Raw genomic sequence first — 23,081 nt, forward strand, 5'->3', positions numbered from 1 at the left:
CACGCAAATTGTTAAAATTTTCCGTGTTTCGCTGTTAATAATTGGTTAAAAATTAAACATTATACAATAATTAAGATTTTAGGTGACAAAAACTAATCTTCTGGATTTAAAATATTGCTATTTACACAAATAATAATCTTATCCTTCTTTTTATTAAAGTCTATTAAGTATTTTTATAGTTGAATTATTACACCTAAGATGAAGACTAAAATAGCATTAATAACTGGAGCTACAAGCGGTATCGGACGATCTACAGCCCATGAATTCGCCAAACATAATATAAAACTAGTATTATGCGGCAGAAGACAAGACCGATTAGACATTATAAAAAAAGCACTCGAAAAAGACACCGATGTCCATACTTTAAATTTTGATGTTAGAGATAAAAAAGCCACCATCGAAGCCATTAATTCACTACCGGAAGAGTTTTCTGAAATTGACATCTTAATAAATAATGCAGGAAATGCTCATGGTTTAGATCCTATCGAAACTGGAGACACAGAAGATTGGGACGCGATGATGGATATAAACGTAAAAGGCCTGCTCTATGTAAGCAATATGATTATCCCTAAAATGACGGCGCGTAAATCAGGACATATTATAAACATAGGCTCGTCTGCGGGGAAAGAAGTTTACCCTAAAGGAAATGTGTACTGTGCAAGCAAACATGCTGTTCTAGCCATTACAGAAGGTATGCGAATAGACTTAAATCCTTACGGTATAAAAGTAGGTGCGGTAAACCCTGGTTTAGTTGAAACCGAATTTTCTAAAGTCCGCTTTAAAGGGGACCCAATTGCCAACTCTGTTTACAAGGGCTTTCAAGCTTTACAACCACAAGACATTGCAGAAATTATATACTTTGTAATTAGCAGACCATACCACGTTAATATCGCAGATTTACTCGTTTTCCCTACAGCTCAGGCCAATTCAACCATTGTAAAAAAGGATTAATATGATTAATAAGCGACTTCTTATTAAAAACTTATTGGCACACAATGATGAAAATAGTTTTTACGATAAAAAGCGCAAGATTAATATTAGCGAAAAAGAAGGTAAAGCAAAATTCTTAAAACATGTTTGCGCGTTATCGAACAGCAATCCTAAAAATAACTCTTTTATCGTAATTGGAGTTGAAGATGATGACAACGAAATTATAGGTGTCGATTTTTTCGACGACAGTAAAATTCAGAATTTAATAAATGCTTATCTAACAAATCCTCCAATTGTACAATACGAGAATATTCCATTTCCGCATTTGCCAAACCATAAAGTTGTTGGATTAGTAACTATTCGCTCAAATAATAAAATCACTTCCCTTCGTAAGAATATTTGGAAATATTATGGTGGCGCTGTCTTTTTTAGAGATGGTAGTATAAGCATGCCGAAAGCTTTCGATATAGAACTAAAAGATGTGAATTCTAAAATTGTTGAAGCCATAGAAAATCATGCTCAAAACAATATAGAATACACCTTAAATGGGGTTTTCGACTTTATGAATTCTAGAAAAGACTATCATCCAGAATACCTTGTCTTTAAAGAGTATTTTGTGGTGTGCTGGGCAGGACAACGTAAAACAGTAAAAGATAACACGTATTACTCCAGAGTAGACATCGAGCTTATAAATGAACAGGTTAGACTATTCTTTTCCACTTTAGATGAAGTTTCCATTACTATAACCGAAGACTCTTTTAGCATTGTTGAATATGTTCATTTAGGACTTCAAAAATCCTATAATTACTATCCGCTAGAGGAAACCGTAATACGTTTTAAAGATAATGCGAGCTACCATATAGACACAAAATTATTGTTCGATCCACCACAATATAACCAAAAAGTGTTGCATCATATTTACAACACTAATAATAGCATTCTTAATAAATTAAAAAAAGGGTTAGTGCTTAATTCATCAGAAAAACAAGATATTAAAAACCTTCCTGCAACGTATTTATTAAGTTACCTAAATAATTTCCCAGAAGCGCTCCTTAAATTAGAGGAAGCCAAACCTTATCTTAAATCTTATAATCTAGAAGTCTATCTTTCTTATAAAGAAACCATGCGTATATTAAGAAAAGTAAAATATAATTAATAACATCGCTTATTCTAATACCGAGCAACATTAAAATAAAGTCTTTACTCAACCTTAAAATATAGCTTAAACTAAATTGACTAATCAGCAATCATAAAAGTGCATGCTATAATTCGAACTTAATACCCTGAGCTAACGGTAAATTTGTTGTGTAATTTATAGTATTTGTTTGTCTACGCATATACACTTTCCAAGCATCAGACCCTGATTCTCGTCCGCCACCTGTTTCTTTTTCGCCTCCAAAAGCACCTCCAATTTCTGCTCCCGAGGTTCCTATATTTACATTAGCAATCCCACAATCCGATCCGTTTACAGACAAGAATTGCTCTGCTTCTCTTAGATTATTTGTCATAATAGCCGAAGACAATCCTTGAGCGACATTATTCTGTATATGTAAAGCATTTTCTACATCGCCAGAGTATTTCAACAAATATAATATAGGCGCAAAGGTTTCGTGTTGCACGATACTGTATTCTGGTTTCACTTCTGCAATTGCTGGCTTTACATAACAGCCGCTTTTATAATTTTCACCCACTAATACACCGCCCTCAATAAGAATTTTACCACCTTGATTTTCGACCTCGACCAGAGCATTTTGATACATCTTCACTGCATCTTGATCGATAAGTGGTCCAACATGATTCGTTTCATCTAAAGGATTCCCGATCTTTAGTTGACTATACGCTTTAACCAAAGCATCTTTAACTTTATCGTACATACTATCATGAATAATTAATCGTCGCGTCGAAGTACAGCGTTGTCCGCACGTCCCGACAGCTCCAAAAACGGCTCCAATAATTGTCATTTTTATATCCGCATCTGGCGTCACAATAATCGCATTATTTCCACCTAATTCTAGAAGGGATTTCCCCAGACGTGCTGCCACATCTTGAGCCACGATTTTACCCATTCGTGTAGAACCGGTTGCCGAAATTAAAGGCACTCGCGTGTCTTTGGTTAATAAGCTACCAACATGCTGATCACCATTTATTAAATTAGAAATACCTTCTGGAAGATTGTTTGCCTCGAAAACTTCTGCTGCAATATTCTGACAAGCGATACCTGTTAACGGTGTTTTCTCACTAGGTTTCCAGATACAAACATCTCCACAAACCCAAGCCAAAGTTGCATTCCATGCCCAAACTGCAACTGGAAAGTTGAATGCAGAAATAATTCCTACGATGCCTAGTGGATGATATTGCTCGTACATTCGGTGTCCTGGACGTTCAGAATGCATCGTTAAACCGTAAAGTTGTCTTGAGAGTCCAACAGCAAAATCGCAAATATCAATCATTTCCTGAACCTCACCCAAACCTTCCTGATAACTTTTACCCATTTCGTAAGATACAAGCAGACCTAAAGCCTCCTTTTTCTGACGTAATTTATCACCAAACTGACGTACAATTTCACCACGTAATGGCGCAGGCGTATTTCGCCAAGTCTTAAATGCGACCTGAGCAGATTCCACTACTTTTTCGTAATCTTCTTGTGTAGAAATTTTTACCGAACCTATAAGTTCGCCGTCAACGGGAGAAAAACTTTTAATGAAGGCTGCACTACTAGAAAATTGACTTTTACCGGTAGATGTTCCTTCATTTATATCTTTTATTCCTAGTTCTTCTAGAACTTTTTTAATTCCGAATGTATCTGAAAGTGATTTCATTTTTCCTGATTTTACAATTTAACCGACCTATTATCACTAATATACCAATTTTAAATTGCTTTAATTCAGTTTATAATTATAAATAAAACCTAGAACATTCACCTTATCTAAATCATTATGAAACAGATAAGCTAACAGATTAACATTTTGAAGACGTGAGATAAATTGAAATAAAATTTATCGTAACATAAAGCCTTTTGCAGCCCACCACGGACGAATTTCGATCTCTAATCGACCTGCTTTCACCATCGGATCTGCATTTGCTAAACTATCTGCCATTTTAAGTGTTGGCACATTATAAATTGTAACTCCTCTAACATTGCCCTGATCTCCAAACGGACCAGAAATATCTGTATATCCCAACTTGTACAATCGACTAAAATATTCCATATGTGCTTGCTGCAAATCCTGAGCTTCTTCTTCGTTTTGAATTCTTATAGCCCCAGATTTTAAGAAAGCCATAAAATATTGTTGCATTAAAATCGTGTCTTTAGTTTCTTCATCAACAAAATCGTAAGTTTCGAAACCTTTGGCTGCCAACGCTGCTTTAATTTCTGCATAACTTTTAGGTGCAGTATCGACTTCATCTAACACATCTAAACTATCTAATTTAGAAACTACATCTAAAGAATCAACAGGAATAACAGTAGTATCTAGAGGCTCTTGCTTTGCCTCATTTTTACAGCTTACCATTATGATAACGCTAAATATTACAATAAGATATTTCATTATTTCCAAGTTTTATAAGGTTGTTTACTGAGTTGTGAGTTATAATATTTAACCTCTCCGGTGACTTCTTTTCCTAGCCAAAGTGGTTTAGAGATAATTTCTGTAGGATGGCTTAATTCGACTTCGGCAACTACCAATCCCGCATTATCACCAAAAAATTCATCGACTTCAAAAATATGTTGATTCATTCTGATTTCATAACGAATTTTATCAATCACACCATCTTCACACAATTTTAAAAGCACTTCTGCATCGGATTTATCAATAGATTTTTCCCATTCGAAACGTTCTAATCCATCTTCAGTAGACTGTCCTTTTACAGTTAAAAATCCGTCATCACCTTTTAAACGAACACGAACAGTACGCGCTTTATCTGTATTTAAAAATCCTTGGATTATCTTGGTTTGCTTAAAGGCTTCGGATTTAAAAACATCAGACTCCACTAAAAATTTACGCTCTATTTCTATCATATTTAATTGCTATCTCTTTTATTTCTTTCGAAGGGATACACTGTAATTTATAAGTGTTTTCCGCCAACCAAAGCATCGCCAACGCTATCGATTTAGACTCTATTGGCTTATAATTCTTAAGTTTACCAATAAAAAATGGAGCGGTTATTCTCATAACTATTTTACCGATATACTCTCCCAATCTAAACTCTTCTCTGCCACCTGTAATTAATGATGGCTGAAGCATATACGTGTTTTCAATGTTTAAAGATAACACAACAGCTTCCATTTCCCCTTTAGTTCGGTTATAAAAAACGTTACTTTTAGCATCTGCACCTAAAGCTGAAATACATATAAAACGATTTATACTATTTTGAACACATAAATTGGCTGCAGCCACAGGAATCCCATAATCTACCTTATGATATATTGTTTTATCTGGGGTTTTAGATTTTGTAGTTCCAATGCAACAGAACACAACATCTGCTTTAAATAATGTTTTATAACTCTCCAAATCGAAAAGATCGATAAGATATTCTGTAATCTTAGCATGCTGAATGCCACAAGTCGACCTACTAAAAAGCACAATACGACTATAGTCACTATTAGTTAGTAGCGATTTTACTAAATGACTACCAGTTAATCCCGTTGCTCCTAATACAATAGCTGTTTTCCCCATAAGTTTGAATTTACTGTTATAAAGTTATTTAAATTTGTGTGATAGTATACAAAACACATCACAAAAAACAATAGTATTACTGTACTAAATAATGGAGTCAAATTTTCCGATAAGAAAAATAATTCATGTAGATATGGATGCGTTTTACGCGTCTGTAGAACAAATGGATTTTCCTGAACTTAAAGGAAAGCCAATTGCCGTTGGTGGTAGCGAAAAACGAGGCGTTGTGAGTGCCGCAAGTTACGAAGCACGAACTTTTGGCGTTAAAAGCGCCATGAGTGGTATACAAGCTAAGCGTAATTGTCCGGAATTAATTTTTGTAAATCCCAGATTTGATCGCTATAAAGAAATCTCTAAGCAAATTAGAAAGATATTTTTCGATTATACCGATTTAGTTGAACCCCTTTCTCTAGATGAAGCGTATCTAGATGTTACCATTAATAAAAAAGGAAATCCAAGCGCTTCCCTTATTGCTGAAGAAATTAGAGGTCGTATTTTAAAAGAAGTGGGATTAACGGCTTCTGCAGGAATCTCCATTAATAAATTTATTGCCAAAATTGCCAGCGATTACAACAAGCCCAACGGACAAAAAACGGTTAATCCAGAAGATGTTTTACCGTTTCTAGAGGATTTAGATATTAGAAAATTTTATGGCGTAGGAAAAGTGACTGCAGAAAAAATGTATCAGTTAGGTATTTATACAGGAACAGATTTAAAATTAAAATCTATTGACTATTTAGAATCACATTTTGGAAAATCGGGTGCCTATTATTATCATGTGGTACGCGGAATTCATACTAGCGAGGTTAAACCTAATCGCATTAGAAAATCGCTTGCCGCCGAACGCACGTTTAGCGAAAATTTATCGAGCGAAATATTCATGTTGGAAAAATTAGTTCACATCTCCGAGGAAGTTTCTAAACGCCTAAAAACAAATAAAGTCGCCGGAAAAACTGTAACCCTAAAAATTAAGTATAGCGATTTCACGCTACAAACGCGAAGTAAATCGTTGCATTATTTTATTAGTGATGCAGACTTAATTATGGATACTGTAAAATCATTACTTATTCAAGAAGAATTAACCAATTCAGTCCGTTTATTAGGTATCTCAATTTCTAATTTAAACACCGACAAAACAGGTAAGAAACCCGAAGATAAAAGCATAAGCATGCAATTACAGTTTCGCTTTTAGTGACCATACAATTTATCTTCAAATTCATATAATTAGAGTTAAAGCCACATCTTCAAATTAGCTATTATCAAACATTGTCATTATAAATTACATATTTAGCAATTTAGAATGATTTTAATTTAAAAAAATATATCAAATACATAGAGAATTAAAAATATCCTCAATTCTGTTATTTTTATTTGTACTAAGTCTAAATAAAGTTAATTTTGCCTTAAATTTTAGACTAATGACCTCAAAAAAGGGCCACCTTACTTTTTTACTTTTATTATTAAGTTGTTTTGCCTTCGCACAACAAGGAACATTAAAAGGAAATGTTATTTTCGATACTAACGAACCTGTTCTTGGCGCACATATTGTTTTAACAGGAAACAATCTTAGTAAAGAAACCTCTACAGGCATTGATGGTGATTATAGTTTTAAGAATGTTCCTTTTGGCACCTATAATATTCAAATGAATTCTTTAAATGCCAATTCACTTACTATAGAAGTGGTACATAATTCGTCTAAAGATATTCACAATACTGTTATTCAATTTTCAGAATACCAGGATTTAGCAGAAATCTTAGTAAAATCTAAAACAACCAAGGAAAAAATTGAAGATCAAGGTTTTTCGGTTAACGTTATAGAAACCAAAGAAGCTGGCCTTCGAAACATACAAACAAACGAATTATTAAAAACTAGTGTTGGAGTAAACATTCGTCAGAATGGTGGTTTGGGTTCCGATGTACAGTATAGTTTAAATGGATTGTCCGGAAGTGCTGTTCGTATTTTTATCGATGGTATTCCTATTTCTGTATACGGATCTTCTTTTAGTTTAAACAGCCTGCCTCCATCTATGATTAAACGTATCGAGGTTTACAAAGGTGTTGTTCCTGGTTATTTAGCAGATGATGCTTTAGGAGGTGCTATAAATATCGTTCTTCATAATAATGCAAAGAATAATTTTAATGCTTCTGTTTCCTATGGTTCATTCAATACGTTACAAACAAGCGTAAATGGACTATATCGTTTTGAAGAATCTGGTCTTACAGTAAAAGCCTCTGGATTTTATAATTATTCAGATAATGATTATAAAGTTTCAGGTAGAAGCATTGTAGAAACTGGATTAGGAGGCGCACAAACCCCAATTACAGCGAGACGATTTAACGATGCTTATAAATCTATTGGCGGAATGGCTCAAGTAGGTTTTACTGATGTAAAGTGGGCAGATCAATTTTTTGTAGGATTAACAGGTTCCGACGACTACAAAGAAGTACAACATGGTGCATTTATGACGATCACACCTTATAAAGACAGGTTTCTGGAATCGGATGCCATGTTAGGTAATTTAACGTACCAAAAGAAAGATCTTTTCACAAAAGGACTTGATGTAAATGTACACGGACTGTATGGTACACGAAACCGTATTGTAAACGATACGCTTGCTGCCGCTTATAGCTGGACGGGAGACAGAGCTATAAACTTTGAAGGTGAAGAATTCGAATACACTTGGAGATCGCAACAAGAAGGTGGACCAACTTTGGCCGAAATAAACAGAACCGTAGCCTCTGTGAGAGCAGGCATTTCGTATGAAATTAATGATAATCACAAAGTATTATTAAATCATTTTTACAGCGGTATTGATAGAGAAGATAGTGATGCTTTACAATCTGTGTTGCAAAACACATTTAAAGGCACTAGAGATTTAAATAAAAACATTTTCTCTTTAACCTATGAGTTTAATGCTTTTGACGACAAATTAAAAGCAAATGTATTTGGAAAATACTATCAACAAAAAACAACATACATCGATCCTGCAATAGGAACAGATGCGAATGGAAATCAACAATTAGTAGATGAAGTTACAGAAAGTGATAATACAGATACGGGATATGGTTTTGCACTTTCTTATGTGATTGTTCCAAATATTACCTTAATAACTTCTGCAGAGAAAGCCGTGCGTTTACCAGATGAAACTGAAGTATTTGGAAACGATGGAGATAATGTTATAGCAAACCCTAGCATAAAACCAGAACGAAGTAACAACTTTAATTTAGGATTTAGATTTGGAGATTTTAATATTGAAAAGCACAACTTTTCTATTTCAACAAATGTGTTTCTGAGAGATATTAAAGATAGAATTGGTTTACCTATTGTTTCGTCATTAAACATTGATGATGAAACTATACTTTATGAAAATCAAGGAAGCGGATCGTCTAAAGGAATTGAAGCACAATTGAACTACACCTACAATAATAATTTTGGACTGAACTTTAATGTCTCGCGTTTCGAATTAAAGGTTGAAAATAATGGTGTAGAAATAGACGTTCCAAACACACCGTTCTTCACTATGAATGGAGGCTTACGTTACTCATTTAAAGATTTAATTCTGAAAAAATCACAATTAAATATATTCTACAACATTTACTTTACAGATACATTTTCATACCTAAACATTGAAGGATCAAATAATACAGGAGCCGATTTTTTTGATGTTCCACAGCAATTAGCACAAGATTTTGGACTTAGCTACGCATTTCCAAATAATAAATTTGTGATGAGCTTCGACATTAAAAATATATTCGACAAACCTGTTTACGATAATTTATCTGTACAAAAACCAGGTAGAGCCTTTTACTTAAAACTAAATTATTCAATAAATAAATTTTAATTATAAATTATAAATATTCACAATATGAAACGTAACTTTTTAAATTACAAATTACTAACAGGAATAGCTTTATCTATGGGATTAATGACTGCTTGTAGTAGTGATGATTCAACAAACGAGGATCCAACAGATCCTGAAGTACCAGCAGTAGATTCTAGATGGATAACAGTAGCCGGTGCCAAAATGGGAACTAACCCAGGAGATGGTAATGGCGGTACATACATTTACTCAATTAACAGCGAAGACGCTAAAGACCCTACAGTGTCTATAGACCCTTTTGAAAACGGTTTTATAGCACCTTCTAACAGAACTGCCAGATTACAATCTTCTGAAGATGGTAGCACAATATTTAATATAAGCTATGCAGGAGACACTGGTGGTAATTATACTAAATACGACGTGCAAGGAGGAAATACATTCCAACAATTAGGTACAGACGTAAACATTTCACAATATGTTGGAACAGCACCTAGATGGGTTAAATTATTTGACGGAGACCAAACAGGAGCTGCTGTATATGTTAACGTAGCTGAGCCCACAATTGATGATAACGGTACGCCAGACGATATATCTGACGATACTTATGTACGTACAGATGCTACGATTGGTGTAGTTACTTTAGATTTAGAGAACTCTTTAATTAAAAATTTTGAAGAGCATAGTGTGCCTTTAAGTGCAGAAGAAGAAGCAAACGGTTATTATTTCTCTAGAATTGATATGCCTACTTTAAATGCAGCTGGAGATAAATTATATATTGGTGGTCGTTTAAGTAAAGTTGACCCTACTACTACAGAAAGTGATAGCGATTACACAATTTTAGGTTCTAAAACTATTGTCTTAGATTACCCTTCTTTGTTAAATCCAACAGTAATTACATCTGCAGTAGGACATGGAAATACTAATGGTTACCGTAGTATTAATGCTTTCGAATATAATGGAAGTGTGTACCAAGCAAACCAAAGTGATCCAGAAGGTTCTCACATCTTAAAAATTGATGCTAATAACCAATACGACGATTCATACGACTTTAATTTAGACGACGCTTTAAACGTAAACGGTGCATATATTCTTGCTTGGAGACCAGCTTCTAATGGTAAAGCGGTAGTCGCTTACCGTCATGATGACTCTGTAGAAGGAGTAGCAGGTGCTCAAGGCTTTTTTGCTTTAGTAGATTTAAACGCTAAAACGGCTCAAAAGATTGATGCGATCCCTTACGATCCAGATTTTTACTTATTCCAATACCAAGGTTTTGTGGTTGATGGAACAGAAATTTACTTAACTCAAGGTGCTGTAGGTGAAAATGGAAACATTTACATTGTAGAAACAGAAACAGGAGAGGTTACTAAAGGTGCTGAATTAGTAAACATAGAAGGAAGCCACTTTATTGGAGTTTTCTAAACCGAATATATCTTTATTATAAATAGAAAAGACTGTCTGAAAAGGCAGTCTTTTAATGGGTAAACATCTAATAAACCCACTACATAATTTATTAGGAATTAGTCAAAAGTAAAGCCTCATTAACAGTGTTAATGAGGCTTTTTTAATACTATATTTTATAGTGAATTATAACTTAATTTCAGTTACACGTAATGTATTCACCATTCCTTTATCTTGAATAGGCATAGCTGCTAAACTAATTAACATGTTACCTTCTTCTAAATAACCTTTTTCGCAAGCTAATCTGTTTACATCTTCAATAGTTTCGTCTGTACTAACAAATCTATCATAGTAAAATGCTTTCACACCCCATAACAAGTTAAGTTGCGTTAAGATACGTCTATTAGAAGTAAATACTAGAATATGAGCTGAAGGTCTCCAAGCTGAAATTTGGAACGCTGTATACCCACTATTTGTTAAAGTAGATATTGCCTGTGCGTTAATTTCGTTTGCCATATTTGCGGCATGGAAACAAATAGATTTTGTAATATAACGTTTGGTACGAATATGAGGTGGAGATTGTGGCACCTTTATAAGTGGTGAATCTTCTACACTCTTAATAATATTCGACATTTGTGTAATAACCTGAATTGGATATTGTCCAACAGAAGTTTCTCCTGAAAGCATTACGGCATCTGCACCATCCATAACAGAGTTGGCAACATCGTTTACTTCTGCACGTGTTGGAGTTAAACTATCAATCATAGTCTCCATCATTTGCGTTGCAATAATAACAGGTATTCTTGCTTTTTTAGCACATAGTACTAATTGCTTCTGAATTAATGGTACTTCTTCTGCAGGAATTTCAACTCCTAAATCACCACGAGCTACCATTAAACCATCGCAATACGCAACAATTTTATCGATATTTTCTACCGCTTCTGGTTTTTCGATTTTAGCAATTATAGGAATTTTTTCCTCACTATGTTCTTTAATAAGTTCTTGTAATTGCATTAAATCTTCGGCATGACGCACAAAAGATAATGCCATCCAATCTACCTTTAAAGAACATGCAAAAATAGCATCTTCTATATCTTTTTCGGTAAGTGCTGGCTGCGAGATATTTGTATTAGGAAGGTTAACACCTTTTTTAGACTTTAACGGACCTCCTTGAATAACTCTTGCTGTAACTTCGTCTATCTCGTTTGTAGATACAACTTCAAAAATTAATTTTCCGTCGTCAAGAAGAATACGTTCACCTGCTTTAGCATCTTGAGGGAATTGTTTGTAAGTCATGTAAACACGTTCCTTAGTTCCTTCAAACCTTTCGCCAGTAGCGAAGATAATCTCGTCTCCAGGGTTTACAAAAACCTCACCTTTCATTACACCTACACGAAGCTTAGGACCTTGTAAATCACCTAAGATCGCAGCATTGTAACCGAATTCATCATTTAACTCACGAATCATTTTAACACGTTCTGCGACATCTGCATAATCAGCATGAGAAAAATTAATTCTAAATACGTCAGCACCTTCGTCTAACATCCCTTTTAAAACTTCTTTCGTACTCGTCGCTGGCCCTAGGGTGGCCACTATTTTGGTCTTTTTTCTTTTCAACATTAATTAAAAATTAAATTGTCTTTCGATTTTAACTGATCCACATTTACCATATAAGTTGTAATAACTTCAGGTATTTGTTGGATTTTATTTACTATTAATTGTTCACTTATTTGTAAGTCTTCCTTTGTAATCTTCATTAAATAATCTACATTTTTTAACTCCGGAACCAAGTTATAAGACTTTATAATTTTTTCTTCGTTTGCAAACAGAGAACCTGAGCTATGTAAGCTATCTTCTTCGCGTTTACAGATATTGGACACTAAATTATATGTAATTAAATTTAAGTCATCCTTCCATTCAAAAATGGGATAAGCAGCAGAAAAATATTTGTAATCAATATCTTGAGCTCTTCTTACTAGATTTAATTTTAACTTACTATTTATATAATAAGCTAATCTATAATCTTCTAATCTACTATGTATGGCAATTAAAATATAATCGACGTCTTCTAGAAAGTCCTCAAGATTAAGTTTATGAATGGCCATAATCGTTACGTTATCTATGTAAAGATAACATTTATAAGCGTTAATAAATTAACTTTAGGCTTAACTTATTGTTATATTTTTACGAAATCGTTTTAGTTTACGATATAATTCATAAAAAATCCTGCTAAATGTCTTGTAGCTAGTTAACTTTAGAAATTTCGTTTTGAAACACAAAAAATGCACGCTTAGAAGCTTTTTCTTCGGCTTTCTTTTTGGAAGTTGCGCGTGCTTTAGCTACAATTTTTTTATCGATAGCTAGTTTTACGGCAAAATGTCTTACTTGATCAATTCCTGTATCGTCGTACACATTATACTCGAATGTTTTCTTTTCTTTCTGGCACCATTCGATAAGTAAGCTTTTATAACTAATTACTTTACCTTCTAGTTTTTCAATATCTACAAAAGGATCAATTATCCGTTTGTAAATAAATTTCTCGCAGTATTTAAAGCCTCCATCCAAATAAATTGCACCAACCAAAGCTTCGAATAAATTCCCGTGAATATTGTCGCCAAATTGACCCTTCGGAATTTTACTTTCGATTAAATCTATTAAATGTAAATCACGACCAAGTTCGTTTAGATGTTCTCGGCTAACAATTTTAGAGCGCATTTTAGTAAGATACCCTTCGTCTCCTGCAGGCGCTTCTTTATATAAATGTGAAGCAATTACAGAACCCAACATGGCGTCTCCTAAAAACTCTAATCGTTCGTAATTAATAGCATTACCCTTTTTGTCTCTAATATTCATAGAGCGATGGGTAAAAGCCGTCCGATAGTAGCTTTCATTTTTAGGTCTGAAACCTAAAATTTTGGTAAGAGAAACAAAAAAATTCCCGTTATTTTTAAAACGGGAATTTAATATGTTACGAATGTATTTCATTCGATTTTAGTCTTCTAATTTTCTGAATAATACACAAGCGTTGTGACCGCCAAATCCAAAAGTATTACTCATAACAACTTTAACATCGCGTTTTTGAGCTTTGTTAAGTGTTAAGTTTAATTCTGGATCAATTCTTTCGTCTACAACTTCGTGATTAATTGTTGGAGGAACGATACCATGCTCCATTGCCAAAATAGCAGCAATAGACTCTATAGCACCAGCCGCACCTAACAAGTGACCAGTCATTGACTTTGTTGAATTAATGTTGATGTTTTTAGCATGTTTACCAAAAACTTCAGAAATTGCTTTTAGTTCGGCCACATCCCCAAGAGGTGTAGAAGTTCCATGTGTATTAATATGGTCTACATCTTCTGGTTTTAAACCTGCATTTTCTAAACAATTTCTCATTACAGCTATAACGCCTATACCTTCCGGATGTGGTGCCGTCATATGATATGCATCTGATGACATTCCGCCACCCATAACTTCTGCATAAATTTTAGCGCCTCTTGCTTTTGCATGCTCATATTCTTCAAGAATAATTGCCCCTGCGCCTTCTCCTAATACAAAACCATCTCGGGTTGCGTCAAAAGGTCTAGATGCTGTTTCTGGACTTTCGTTTCTTGTAGATAATGCATGCATCGCATTAAAACCACCCATTCCTGCAATAGTAACAGCGGCTTCACTACCTCCTGTAACAATAACATCACACTGTCCTAAACGTATATAGTTTAGAGCGTCTATCATTGCATTTGCAGAAGAAGCACATGCCGAAACTGTTGTATAGTTAGGTCCCATAAATCCATGTTTAATGGAAATGTTACCTGGTGCTATATCCGCAATCATTTTAGGTATAAAAAATGGGTTAAATCGTGGTGAACCATCGCCTGCCGCAAAGTTTAATACTTCGTTTTGAAATGTTTCTAAACCACCAATTCCAGCGCCCCAAATTACACCTACTCGTAATTTGTTAACAACGTTTAGATCTAACTTAGCATCTAAGATAGCTTCGTCTGAAGCTACCATAGCGTACTGTGTGAATCTATCCATCTTACGAGCCTCTTTTCTGTCAAGAAAATCGGTAGGATTAAAGTTTTTTAATTCGCAAGCGAATTTAGTTTTGAACTTTTCAGCATCAAAATAAGTTATAGGCCCAGCCCCACTTTTCCCGCTAATTAGAGCATCCCAATATTCATCCTTGGTATTTCCAATCGGAGTTAGCGCTCCTAAACCTGTAACTACTACTCGCTTTAGTTCCATAAAAATCTCTCCTTATTTTGCAGCTTCTATATAAGTAATAGCTTGACCAACTGTTGCAATGTTTTCTGCTTGATCATCTGGAATTTGAATATCGAATTCTTTTTCGAATTCCATAATTAATTCTACAGTGTCTAATGAATCTGCTCCTAGGTCGTTTGTGAAGCTAGCTTCAGTAACAACTTCGTTTTCATCAACACCTAATTTGTCTACGATAATCGCTTTTACTCTTGATGCAATGTCTGACATAATCTTTAATTTTAAGTTTTAAATAAGGTGCAAAAATAAAAAACTTTATTTTAAAACACGCTTTTAGTTTGAAAATAGTGAATGTAAATTAACAAATTTAAACTGAAGTAATTTAATTTTGCACAAAAGTATTTTAATTTACGCCTCATATTATAAATAAATAGGTGTGCCCTTACAAGGACTAACCATCAGTGTTTACAACGATTTTAATACTTTTAAAACAAAAACTATAACACATGAAACGTATTGTAATTTTCGCTTCTGGATCGGGATCGAATGCTGAAAACTTAATAAAATATTTTAAAACAAAATCTGATGCTTCAGTAATGCTTGTTCTTACCAACAATCCCCATGCCAAAGTGATAGACAGATGTAAGCAGTTAGACATAAGCGCATTATCCTTTAACAGAGTCGCCTTTACTAAGACTAACGACGTTTTAAACCTATTAGAAAGCGCAAAGCCAGATCTTATTGTTTTGGCCGGTTTTTTATGGAAATTCCCAGAAGTCATCCTAAATACCTACCCGAATAAGGTAATTAACGTCCATCCTGCACTACTACCTAAATTTGGAGGAAAAGGCATGTATGGGATGCATGTTCATGAAGCTGTAGTCGCGAATAAAGAAACAGAAACTGGTATTACGATACACTATGTAAATGAAAATTACGATGAAGGTGCCATCATTTTTCAAGCCACTTGCCCTGTTTTAAATACAGATACAGCCGAAGATGTTGCTGCTAAAATTCACGAGCTAGAAATGAAACATTTTCCGCTAGTTGTCGAACAACTTTTAAAGTAAAACACATAAACTCGTTTTTCAGGTAATTACATGTCGAAAAAAAAGAAATATTATACCGTTTGGAAAGGCCATAAACCAGGAGTTTATGAAACTTGGAATGCTTGTAAGGCGCAAACCAAAGATTATCCAAGTGCTGTTTACAAATCTTTTCCAACTTTAGCTGCCGCAAAACAAGCTTTAAATAGCAGTCCTAAAGATTTTATTGGCAATAAATCGTTTACAAGTGGATTAACTTCTGAAGCACTAAAAAAAATAGGGCGGCCCAATTACAACTCCATTGCTGTAGATGCAGCTTCTAGTGGTAATCCCGGTATTATGGAATATCGTGGCGTAGAGACAAAATCGAAAAGACAACTTTTTATACAAGGTCCTTTTAAACAAGGTACTAACAACATCGGTGAGTTTCTGGCAATTGTTCACGGCTTGGCATTGCTTAAAAAAAATAATAGTAATCTTTTAATTTACACCGATTCTAGGACAGCTATGAGTTGGGTGAAAAAGAAAAATTGTAACACCAAATTAGAGCGTACCGACAAAAATAAAGATGTGTTCGATTTGATAGATCGTGCTGTAAGTTGGCTTAAAAATAACGACTACGTAACAACAATAGTAAAATGGGAAACTAAAGCCTGGGGAGAAATTCCTGCAGATTTTGGTAGAAAATAATTATAACAACCTCATTACTAGAATATAATTTGGTTTTATTTTAAGAAGATTATATTACCGCTATTCATACATAAAGGCTATATTTGCCAAAAAATTTGACACCTCCTTATGAGCCAATTAGTAATCGTTGGGACCGTAGCTTTTGATGCTATTGAAACCCCATTCGGAAAAACTGACAAAATTCTTGGTGGCGCTGCCACTTACATCGGGTTATCTGCTTCGCAGTTTAATTTAGACAGTGCTGTCGTTTCTGTAGTAGGAAACGATTTCCCGCAAGACTATCTCGAATTATTATCTAACAGAAACATCGACATCTCAGGTCTAGAAATCGTAAAAGACGGAAAAACATTCTTCTGGAGTGGCCGTTACCATTACGACATGAATACTCGAGATACTTTAGTGACAGAACTAAATGTATTAGCCGATTTTAATCCTATTGTCCCTGAAGCCTATAAAAGTGCAGAAGTGGTTATGTTAGGAAACTTACATCCCTTAGTACAACTTGGTGTTTTAGACCAAATGACGACTAAGCCAAAATTAGCAATCCTAGATACTATGGATTTTTGGATGGACAATGCCCTTGAAGATTTACATAAAGTAATTGCTCGAATAGACGTACTTACTATTAACGATGAAGAAGCAAGACAATTAACCGGAGAATACTCTTTAGTTAATGCGGCACAAAAAATCTTTGAATTAGGACCACAATATGTGGTTATTAAAAAAGGAGAACATGGTGCTTTATTATTTCATAAAGACGAAATTTTCTCTGCACCAGCTTTACCATTAAAAAGCGTATTCGATCCAACTGGAGCCGGAGATACTTTTGCTGGAGGGTTTGCAGGTTTCTTAGCTAATTCAGGCGATTACACATTCGAAAACATGAAAACAGCCATTATTTATGGTTCGGCATTAGCCTCTTTTTGTGTAGAAGAATTTGGAACAGAACGCTTACAAAAAGTCAAAACCGACGAACTTAATCTCCGACTGCAACAGTTTAAGGAGTTAACAACATTTAATATAGATTTATCATAAAAAAACGCGCGCTTGTAAAAAAGCGCGTTTTTTAATTAATTTTATAATACATACCAATGAGCGATGCTTTAAAACATGAATGCGGTATAGCACTCATAAGACTTTTAAAACCATTAGAATACTATAAAGAAAAATATGGTACTGCATTTTATGGCGTAAATAAAATGTATCTAATGATGGAAAAACAACACAATCGTGGTCAAGATGGTGCTGGTTTTGCAAGTATTAAATTAGACACTCAACCCGGAGAACGCTACATAAGCAGAGTAAGATCTAATGCTCAACAACCTATTCAAGATATATTCGCTCAAATTAACGAAAGGATTAATCAAGAATTACTAGATAACCCAGAATATAACGACGATGTGGCTCTTCAAAAAAGACATATTCCGTATATAGGCGAAGTGCTTTTAGGACATGTACGTTACGGAACTTTTGGGAAAAACAGTGTAGAAAGTGTACACCCGTTTTTAAGACAAAACAACTGGATGCACAGGAATTTAATTCTTGCTGGTAACTTTAATATGACCAATGTTACCGAGTTATTCGATAACTTAATTCGTATTGGACAACATCCAAAAGAAAAAGCAGATACCATTACTATAATGGAGAAAATCGGTCATTTCTTAGACGATGCTGTTGCTAAAAAATACAAGCAATTAAAAGCGGAAGGTTTATCTAAAACGGAATGCTCTCCTATAATTGCGGAACGCTTAAATGTTGGTAAAATTTTAAAAAGAGCAGCTAAGAATTTCGATGGAGGTTATGCTATGGCCGGAATGTTAGGTCATGGAGATTCTTTTGTTTTACGTGATCCTGCGGGAATTAGACCAGCGTATTATTACCAAGACGACGAAGTTGTTGTTGTAGCTTCAGAACGTCCAGTAATTCAAACTGTTTTTAATGTTGATTTCGATCAAGTTAAAGAATTAGATCCGGGTCATGCTATCATTACAAAAAAATCTGGAAAAGTTAAAATTGAAAAGATTTTAGAACCTACAGAACGTAAAGCATGTTCTTTCGAACGTATTTATTTCTCTAGAGGAAGCGATGCCGAAATCTATCAAGAGCGTAAAACATTAGGTAAATTATTAATGCCTAAAGTTCTTGAAACGATTAATTACGATACTAAAAATTCAGTTTTCTCTTATATTCCAAATACTGCAGAATCTTCATTTTACGGAATGATAGAATCGGTAGAAGATTATTTAAATAAAAGAAAGACCAAAGCTATAATTGAAGGTAAAGATCTATCTGAAGAGCAAGTTACCGATATTTTAAAAGAACGTCCTAGAATTGAAAAAATCGCCATTAAAGATGCTAAACTTCGTACATTTATTACAGAAGATAGTAGCCGTGACGATTTAGTAGAACACGTTTACGATGTAACTTATGGTGTTATTAAAAATACCGATAACATTGTTATTATAGACGATAGTATTGTTCGTGGAACAACATTAAAGAAAAGTATAATCAGGATGCTAGATCGTTTACATCCTAAACGTATAGTTGTTGTATCGTCTGCCCCACAAATTCGCTATCCAGATTGTTATGGTATTGATATGGCAAAACTTGAAGGATTAGTTGCCTTTAGAGCCATGTTAAGCTTACTTGAGGATAATAATAAATATCATTTAGTTGAAGAGGTTTACAATAAATGTAAAGCACAAGTCGATTTAAAAGATACGAAAATTCAGAATTTTGTTAAGGATTTATACGATCAGTTCACAGATGATGAAATTTCGACTAAAATAGCAGTGCTAATTTCGGATGACACCATTAATGCTGAAGTACATACTATTTTTCAAAGTGTAGCTAATTTAAATAAAGCATGTCCTAAGAATTTAGGTGACTGGTATTTTACAGGAAACTATCCAACACCTGGTGGTAACCGTGTCGTAAATAGAGCCTTCATTAACTTTTTCGAAGGTAACAACCAACGTGCATATTAAAAACAGGATAAAACCTTAATAATTAAGCGTTTTATCTCATTTTAAAGTAGTTAATCTAAAAGATTATTTGATACTTTAGAAATACTCTAATTTGGCTGAACCATAACATAAGTAGGTTAAGTTCATGGTAGATTTGGGGCAAAAAAGGGAGAACTAACGTTCTCCCTTTTTTTTTGCAGTATTTTAAAATCTCAGTTCACCTTAATCCACGCTTCACACCTACCCTAACCTGAATTTGTTTTCTATAAATAGAACCTTTATAAAATAAGTACTCCTATTAATAAGTATACTATTTTTTTAAAATCAGACTCGTAATTAATCTAGAACTCTTTTAATGCAGATACTAAAAGGAAGGTCTTTAATTAACAGCGTATATTTTTAAGATTCTTAGTCTAAAGATAAATACATATACCGGATTAACCCAAACATATGCAAAATTACCCCAAGACCTTGTTTACATTAATTTAACAGTTAATATAGCACATAAAGGTGCCAATATCGATGTTTTCTAGTAGTTGTAACCCTCATATATTTGCAGTGTACAACATTAAGAAAAACAATTATGAAAAATATACTTACAATTACAATCTGCTTTTTAGCACTTACTTCAAGTTTTGCATCTACTTATAATGATAACTCTTTTTCTAAAAAAGACGACAAAACTAAAATAGAAATTACATTATCATTAAACAATGTAAAAGCTGGTCAGAAATTATCTATTAAAGATAAAGATGGCGTTATACTGTTCAATACGGTTTTAGTAAAATCAGGAGATTTCAATAACAAATTTGACATTACTGAATTACCAAACGGAACGTACCATTTCGAACACGAAAAAGAAATTTACACAACACATATTCCTTTTACTGTTAAATCTGGTGAAGCGACATTCGATACAAAAAACGAAATAAAAATGTACAAGCCTTTTGTAAGTTTAAAAGACAACCACATTTATTTCTCTAAATTAGAATTAGATAAAGAGAATGTACAATTTAACATCTATTATTTAGGCGCAAATACAGATGAATACGCTTTACTACACAGTGAAAACATTTCAGACACTATGAAAATAGAACGTGCATACCGTTTATCTGAAAATAAAAAAGGAGATTATAAAATTATTATAAATGCCAACGGACAAAGCTACGTTGAGCACTTCAAAATCTAGTTTTTAATATATAGTTAATTTATTATACTATTTTAAATTTAGTTAGTTTGTTTGTAAGAGTGGAACTGGTTATTCCACTCTTTTTTTATGCCCTAAAGTTTCCTAAAGCAAATACCTTATATCACTCTATTCTACCTTAGTATATCCTTAACCGTTTACAGTAAATAATACACCCAGAAGAATCCTCTTAATAAAATTCTCTGTTATAGATTAAACCAACGGCTTGCATGTTATTTTTCAGAAAAGCAAAAACATACACAAGATTAACCCAAACATATACTCAATTATCCCATGAGGTTCTTTACATTAATTTAACAGTTAAAATAGCATATAAAGTTGCCAATATTGTTGTTTTCTAGAAGCTGTAACCCTCATATCTTTGCAGTGTTAATCGTTAAGAAAAACAATTATGAAAAATATATTAGCACTTACAATCTGCCTTTTAGCACTTACTTCAAGTTTTGCTTCTACTTATAATACGATATCTTTTTCTGAAAAAGATGACAAAGTTAAAGTAGAAATTATATTGACACTAAACGATGTAAAAGCTGGTCAGAAATTATCGATTAAAGATCAAGCAGGTGTTTTACTTTTCAATACTGTTTTAGTAAAATCTGGAGCATTCAATAATAAATTTGATATTACTGAATTACCAAATGGAACTTACCATTTCGAACATGAAAAAGAGACTTATACAACGCACATCCCTTTTAATGTTCATTCTGGTGAAGCTACATTCGATAAGAAAAACGAAAAAAAGGTTTATAAGCCTTTCGTAAGCCTAAGAAATAATCACATTTACTTCTCTAAATTAGAGTTAAATAAGGAAAATGTAGAGTTTAACATATACTACTCAAAAGCAAATACAGAGGAATACACTTTATTACATACTGAAAATATTTCAGACACTATAAAAATAGAGCGTGCATACCGTTTATCTGGTAAGGAAGATGGAAGTTATAAAGTTATTATAAATGCCGACGGACAAAGCTACGTTGAGCACTTTAAAATCTAGTTTTTAATATATAGTTAATTTATTATACTATTAAATTTAGTTAGTTTGTTTGTAAGAGTGGAACTGGTTATTCCACTCTTTTTTTATGCCCTAAAGTCTGCTAAAAACGACTCCTCTTAAAACCATATTTTCTTTAGACACTTCATAAAAATTACAATAAACACTATTCCCAAAAGCATCATCGTTTCTAGATCCTGTTTTTTACTTTTCGAATAATATTATAGTTTCAATAAAACGTATATCTTATTTTGGTATTCTACGAACTGTTTTTTATTCATTACTCCTTCTACTTCCCTGTTATTAGACCTGTAATTGTTTCAGGTTAATTTTTATATAGAATAGCATTCAATAAACGAATCAACACTAACTAGTTAAGATAGCACATATAGTTACCAATATCGATGTGCTCCAAACCCTACAATCCTTATATATTTGTTTTGTTAATCGCCAATAAAAGAATTATGAAAAATATAATCATACTCGCAATCTGCTTATTATCAACAACTTCAAGTTTCGCATCGACTTATGGAAACATCACAGTTTCCAACAAAGACGACAACACAAAAACGCAAATAACATTAACATTAAATGACGTACAACCGGGTCAGGTTCTAAATATAAAAGATAAAGAAGGTATTTTACTTTACAATACAATAATTAAAAAATCGGGATCTTTTAGTGGCCTATTTGATATTACTGAATTACCAAATGGCACTTACCATTTCGAACATGAAAATGAAAATTTCATAAAACATATTCCTTTTACGGTTTCTCTGGGCCAAGTAAATTTTGATCGTGCAAACGAAAAATCGGTATTCAAGCCAATTACGCGCATTAAGAACAATCTTATTTACTTATCTAAATTAGATTTAGACAAAAAAAATGTAGTAATCGACATTTATTATACGAGTAACATTGAAAACAAATACCAATTATTACATTCTGAAAATATTGAAGACACTGTAAAAATCGAACGTATATATCGTGTATCTAAAGCGCATAAGGGCAACTACAAAATGGTTGTAAATGCCGACGGACAAAGCTACGTCGAGCACTTTAAAATCTAAGTTTTCATAGATTAGTAGCAATAACTATTTAAATTTAGTTTAATGATTAGGGTGGAAATAAA

21 protein-coding genes are annotated in these 23,081 nt (G+C 33.5%); 12 read left to right on the forward strand and 9 right to left on the reverse strand.

Going from position 1 to position 23,081, the window contains the following annotated elements; genetic code table 11:
- Positions 1 to 198 precede the first annotated feature (198 nt).
- Positions 199 to 951 (forward strand): SDR family NAD(P)-dependent oxidoreductase, encoded by a 753-nt coding sequence (locus tag ACFFVB_RS02185; RefSeq protein WP_382380710.1) that lies wholly within the window; start codon positions 199 to 201, stop codon positions 949 to 951.
- A gap of 1 nt (position 952) precedes the next feature.
- Positions 953 to 2,086, forward strand: a complete 1,134-nt coding sequence (locus ACFFVB_RS02190) for an ATP-binding protein (protein WP_382380712.1) — start codon at positions 953 to 955, stop codon at positions 2,084 to 2,086.
- A gap of 106 nt (positions 2,087 to 2,192) precedes the next feature.
- Here ACFFVB_RS02190 and amaB read toward each other — a convergent pair whose 3' ends face one another.
- The 4 genes from amaB to ACFFVB_RS02210 all read right to left on the reverse strand — a co-directional run bounded on the left by amaB (position 2,193) and on the right by ACFFVB_RS02210 (position 5,606).
- Positions 2,193 to 3,749 carry an L-piperidine-6-carboxylate dehydrogenase gene (gene amaB / locus ACFFVB_RS02195; RefSeq protein ID WP_382380714.1) on the reverse strand — a complete coding sequence of 519 codons (1,557 nt, stop codon included), beginning with the start codon at positions 3,747 to 3,749 and terminating at the stop codon, positions 2,193 to 2,195.
- 177 nt (positions 3,750 to 3,926) lie between these two features.
- A complete protein-coding gene (locus ACFFVB_RS02200; protein ID WP_382380716.1) occupies positions 3,927 to 4,478 on the reverse strand; it encodes a YciI family protein in 552 nt (183 codons plus the stop codon).
- Complete coding sequence (locus tag ACFFVB_RS02205; RefSeq protein WP_382380717.1) at positions 4,478 to 4,948, reverse strand: CYTH domain-containing protein; 471 nt, start codon at positions 4,946 to 4,948, stop codon at positions 4,478 to 4,480. The genes ACFFVB_RS02200 and ACFFVB_RS02205 overlap by 1 nt, the downstream gene beginning before the upstream one ends.
- A complete protein-coding gene (locus ACFFVB_RS02210; protein ID WP_382380719.1) occupies positions 4,929 to 5,606 on the reverse strand; it encodes an NAD(P)H-binding protein in 678 nt (225 codons plus the stop codon). The genes ACFFVB_RS02205 and ACFFVB_RS02210 overlap by 20 nt, the downstream gene beginning before the upstream one ends.
- A 91-nt stretch (positions 5,607 to 5,697) precedes the next feature.
- Between ACFFVB_RS02210 and dinB the strand changes: the two genes are divergently transcribed.
- The 3 genes from dinB (at position 5,698) to ACFFVB_RS02225 (ending at position 10,846) form a co-directional block, all read left to right on the forward strand.
- The gene (gene dinB, locus ACFFVB_RS02215; protein ID WP_382380721.1) at positions 5,698 to 6,798 is read left to right on the forward strand and encodes a DNA polymerase IV; all 1,101 of its coding nucleotides are present in this window, start codon (positions 5,698 to 5,700) and stop codon (positions 6,796 to 6,798) included.
- A 226-nt stretch (positions 6,799 to 7,024) separates the two neighbouring features.
- A complete protein-coding gene (locus tag ACFFVB_RS02220) occupies positions 7,025 to 9,448 on the forward strand; it encodes a TonB-dependent receptor (protein ID WP_382380724.1) in 2,424 nt (807 codons plus the stop codon).
- A 24-nt stretch (positions 9,449 to 9,472) separates the two neighbouring features.
- Entirely contained in the window at positions 9,473 to 10,846 is a 1,374-nt protein-coding gene (locus tag ACFFVB_RS02225; RefSeq protein ID WP_382380726.1) for a hypothetical protein, read from the forward strand.
- 165 nt (positions 10,847 to 11,011) lie between these two features.
- Here the strand turns inward: ACFFVB_RS02225 and pyk are convergent, their stop codons facing one another.
- From pyk to ACFFVB_RS02250, 5 genes are all read right to left on the reverse strand, one after another.
- A complete protein-coding gene (gene pyk, locus ACFFVB_RS02230) occupies positions 11,012 to 12,445 on the reverse strand; it encodes a pyruvate kinase (RefSeq protein WP_382380728.1) in 1,434 nt (477 codons plus the stop codon).
- Positions 12,445 to 12,930 carry an IPExxxVDY family protein gene (locus ACFFVB_RS02235; protein WP_382380729.1) on the reverse strand — a complete coding sequence of 162 codons (486 nt, stop codon included), beginning with the start codon at positions 12,928 to 12,930 and terminating at the stop codon, positions 12,445 to 12,447. The genes pyk and ACFFVB_RS02235 overlap by 1 nt, the downstream gene beginning before the upstream one ends.
- A 139-nt stretch (positions 12,931 to 13,069) precedes the next feature.
- Positions 13,070 to 13,810 (reverse strand): ribonuclease III, encoded by a 741-nt coding sequence (gene rnc / locus ACFFVB_RS02240; RefSeq protein ID WP_382380731.1) that lies wholly within the window; start codon positions 13,808 to 13,810, stop codon positions 13,070 to 13,072.
- Between the two features lie 6 nt (positions 13,811 to 13,816).
- Entirely contained in the window at positions 13,817 to 15,070 is a 1,254-nt protein-coding gene (fabF, locus tag ACFFVB_RS02245; protein WP_382380733.1) for a beta-ketoacyl-ACP synthase II, read from the reverse strand.
- 12 nt (positions 15,071 to 15,082) lie between these two features.
- A complete protein-coding gene (locus ACFFVB_RS02250; protein ID WP_054728206.1) occupies positions 15,083 to 15,316 on the reverse strand; it encodes an acyl carrier protein in 234 nt (77 codons plus the stop codon).
- Positions 15,317 to 15,552: 236 nt separating this feature from the next.
- On the opposite strand from ACFFVB_RS02250, the gene purN reads away from it, so the two are divergent.
- From purN to ACFFVB_RS02285, 7 genes are all read left to right on the forward strand, one after another.
- Entirely contained in the window at positions 15,553 to 16,116 is a 564-nt protein-coding gene (purN, locus tag ACFFVB_RS02255; RefSeq protein ID WP_382380736.1) for a phosphoribosylglycinamide formyltransferase, read from the forward strand.
- 30 nt (positions 16,117 to 16,146) lie between these two features.
- A complete protein-coding gene (locus tag ACFFVB_RS02260) occupies positions 16,147 to 16,782 on the forward strand; it encodes a ribonuclease H1 domain-containing protein (protein WP_382380738.1) in 636 nt (211 codons plus the stop codon).
- A gap of 108 nt (positions 16,783 to 16,890) precedes the next feature.
- Positions 16,891 to 17,817 (forward strand): PfkB family carbohydrate kinase, encoded by a 927-nt coding sequence (locus ACFFVB_RS02265; RefSeq protein WP_382380740.1) that lies wholly within the window; start codon positions 16,891 to 16,893, stop codon positions 17,815 to 17,817.
- Positions 17,818 to 17,873: 56 nt separating this feature from the next.
- Positions 17,874 to 19,769 (forward strand): amidophosphoribosyltransferase, encoded by a 1,896-nt coding sequence (locus tag ACFFVB_RS02270; protein WP_382380742.1) that lies wholly within the window; start codon positions 17,874 to 17,876, stop codon positions 19,767 to 19,769.
- Between the two features lie 562 nt (positions 19,770 to 20,331).
- Complete coding sequence (locus tag ACFFVB_RS02275) at positions 20,332 to 20,937, forward strand: collagen binding domain-containing protein (protein ID WP_382380744.1); 606 nt, start codon at positions 20,332 to 20,334, stop codon at positions 20,935 to 20,937.
- Positions 20,938 to 21,346: 409 nt separating this feature from the next.
- On the forward strand, positions 21,347 to 21,952 hold the full coding sequence (locus ACFFVB_RS02280) for a hypothetical protein (RefSeq protein WP_382380746.1): 606 nt from the start codon (positions 21,347 to 21,349) through the stop codon (positions 21,950 to 21,952).
- A gap of 461 nt (positions 21,953 to 22,413) precedes the next feature.
- Positions 22,414 to 23,019 carry a hypothetical protein gene (locus ACFFVB_RS02285; RefSeq protein ID WP_382380748.1) on the forward strand — a complete coding sequence of 202 codons (606 nt, stop codon included), beginning with the start codon at positions 22,414 to 22,416 and terminating at the stop codon, positions 23,017 to 23,019.
- Positions 23,020 to 23,081: the final 62 nt, after the last annotated feature.

It is taken from the genome of Formosa undariae, from assembly GCF_042427615.1.
GTDB classification, from domain to species: domain Bacteria; phylum Bacteroidota; class Bacteroidia; order Flavobacteriales; family Flavobacteriaceae; genus Formosa; species Formosa undariae.

Coding starts and splice junctions, on each gene's coding strand:
- ACFFVB_RS02185 (WP_382380710.1), top strand. CDS start 199: ATGAAGACTAAAATAGCATTAATAACTGGAGCTACAAGCGGTATCGGA.
- ACFFVB_RS02190 (WP_382380712.1), top strand. CDS start 953: ATGATTAATAAGCGACTTCTTATTAAAAACTTATTGGCACACAATGAT.
- amaB (WP_382380714.1), bottom strand. CDS start 3,749: ATGAAATCACTTTCAGATACATTCGGAATTAAAAAAGTTCTAGAAGAA.
- ACFFVB_RS02200 (WP_382380716.1), bottom strand. CDS start 4,478: ATGAAATATCTTATTGTAATATTTAGCGTTATCATAATGGTAAGCTGT.
- ACFFVB_RS02205 (WP_382380717.1), bottom strand. CDS start 4,948: ATGATAGAAATAGAGCGTAAATTTTTAGTGGAGTCTGATGTTTTTAAA.
- ACFFVB_RS02210 (WP_382380719.1), bottom strand. CDS start 5,606: ATGGGGAAAACAGCTATTGTATTAGGAGCAACGGGATTAACTGGTAGT.
- dinB (WP_382380721.1), top strand. CDS start 5,698: ATGGAGTCAAATTTTCCGATAAGAAAAATAATTCATGTAGATATGGAT.
- ACFFVB_RS02220 (WP_382380724.1), top strand. CDS start 7,025: ATGACCTCAAAAAAGGGCCACCTTACTTTTTTACTTTTATTATTAAGT.
- ACFFVB_RS02225 (WP_382380726.1), top strand. CDS start 9,473: ATGAAACGTAACTTTTTAAATTACAAATTACTAACAGGAATAGCTTTA.
- pyk (WP_382380728.1), bottom strand. CDS start 12,445: ATGTTGAAAAGAAAAAAGACCAAAATAGTGGCCACCCTAGGGCCAGCG.
- ACFFVB_RS02235 (WP_382380729.1), bottom strand. CDS start 12,930: ATGGCCATTCATAAACTTAATCTTGAGGACTTTCTAGAAGACGTCGAT.
- rnc (WP_382380731.1), bottom strand. CDS start 13,810: ATGAAATACATTCGTAACATATTAAATTCCCGTTTTAAAAATAACGGG.
- fabF (WP_382380733.1), bottom strand. CDS start 15,070: ATGGAACTAAAGCGAGTAGTAGTTACAGGTTTAGGAGCGCTAACTCCG.
- ACFFVB_RS02250 (WP_054728206.1), bottom strand. CDS start 15,316: ATGTCAGACATTGCATCAAGAGTAAAAGCGATTATCGTAGACAAATTA.
- purN (WP_382380736.1), top strand. CDS start 15,553: ATGAAACGTATTGTAATTTTCGCTTCTGGATCGGGATCGAATGCTGAA.
- ACFFVB_RS02260 (WP_382380738.1), top strand. CDS start 16,147: ATGTCGAAAAAAAAGAAATATTATACCGTTTGGAAAGGCCATAAACCA.
- ACFFVB_RS02265 (WP_382380740.1), top strand. CDS start 16,891: ATGAGCCAATTAGTAATCGTTGGGACCGTAGCTTTTGATGCTATTGAA.
- ACFFVB_RS02270 (WP_382380742.1), top strand. CDS start 17,874: ATGAGCGATGCTTTAAAACATGAATGCGGTATAGCACTCATAAGACTT.
- ACFFVB_RS02275 (WP_382380744.1), top strand. CDS start 20,332: ATGAAAAATATACTTACAATTACAATCTGCTTTTTAGCACTTACTTCA.
- ACFFVB_RS02280 (WP_382380746.1), top strand. CDS start 21,347: ATGAAAAATATATTAGCACTTACAATCTGCCTTTTAGCACTTACTTCA.
- ACFFVB_RS02285 (WP_382380748.1), top strand. CDS start 22,414: ATGAAAAATATAATCATACTCGCAATCTGCTTATTATCAACAACTTCA.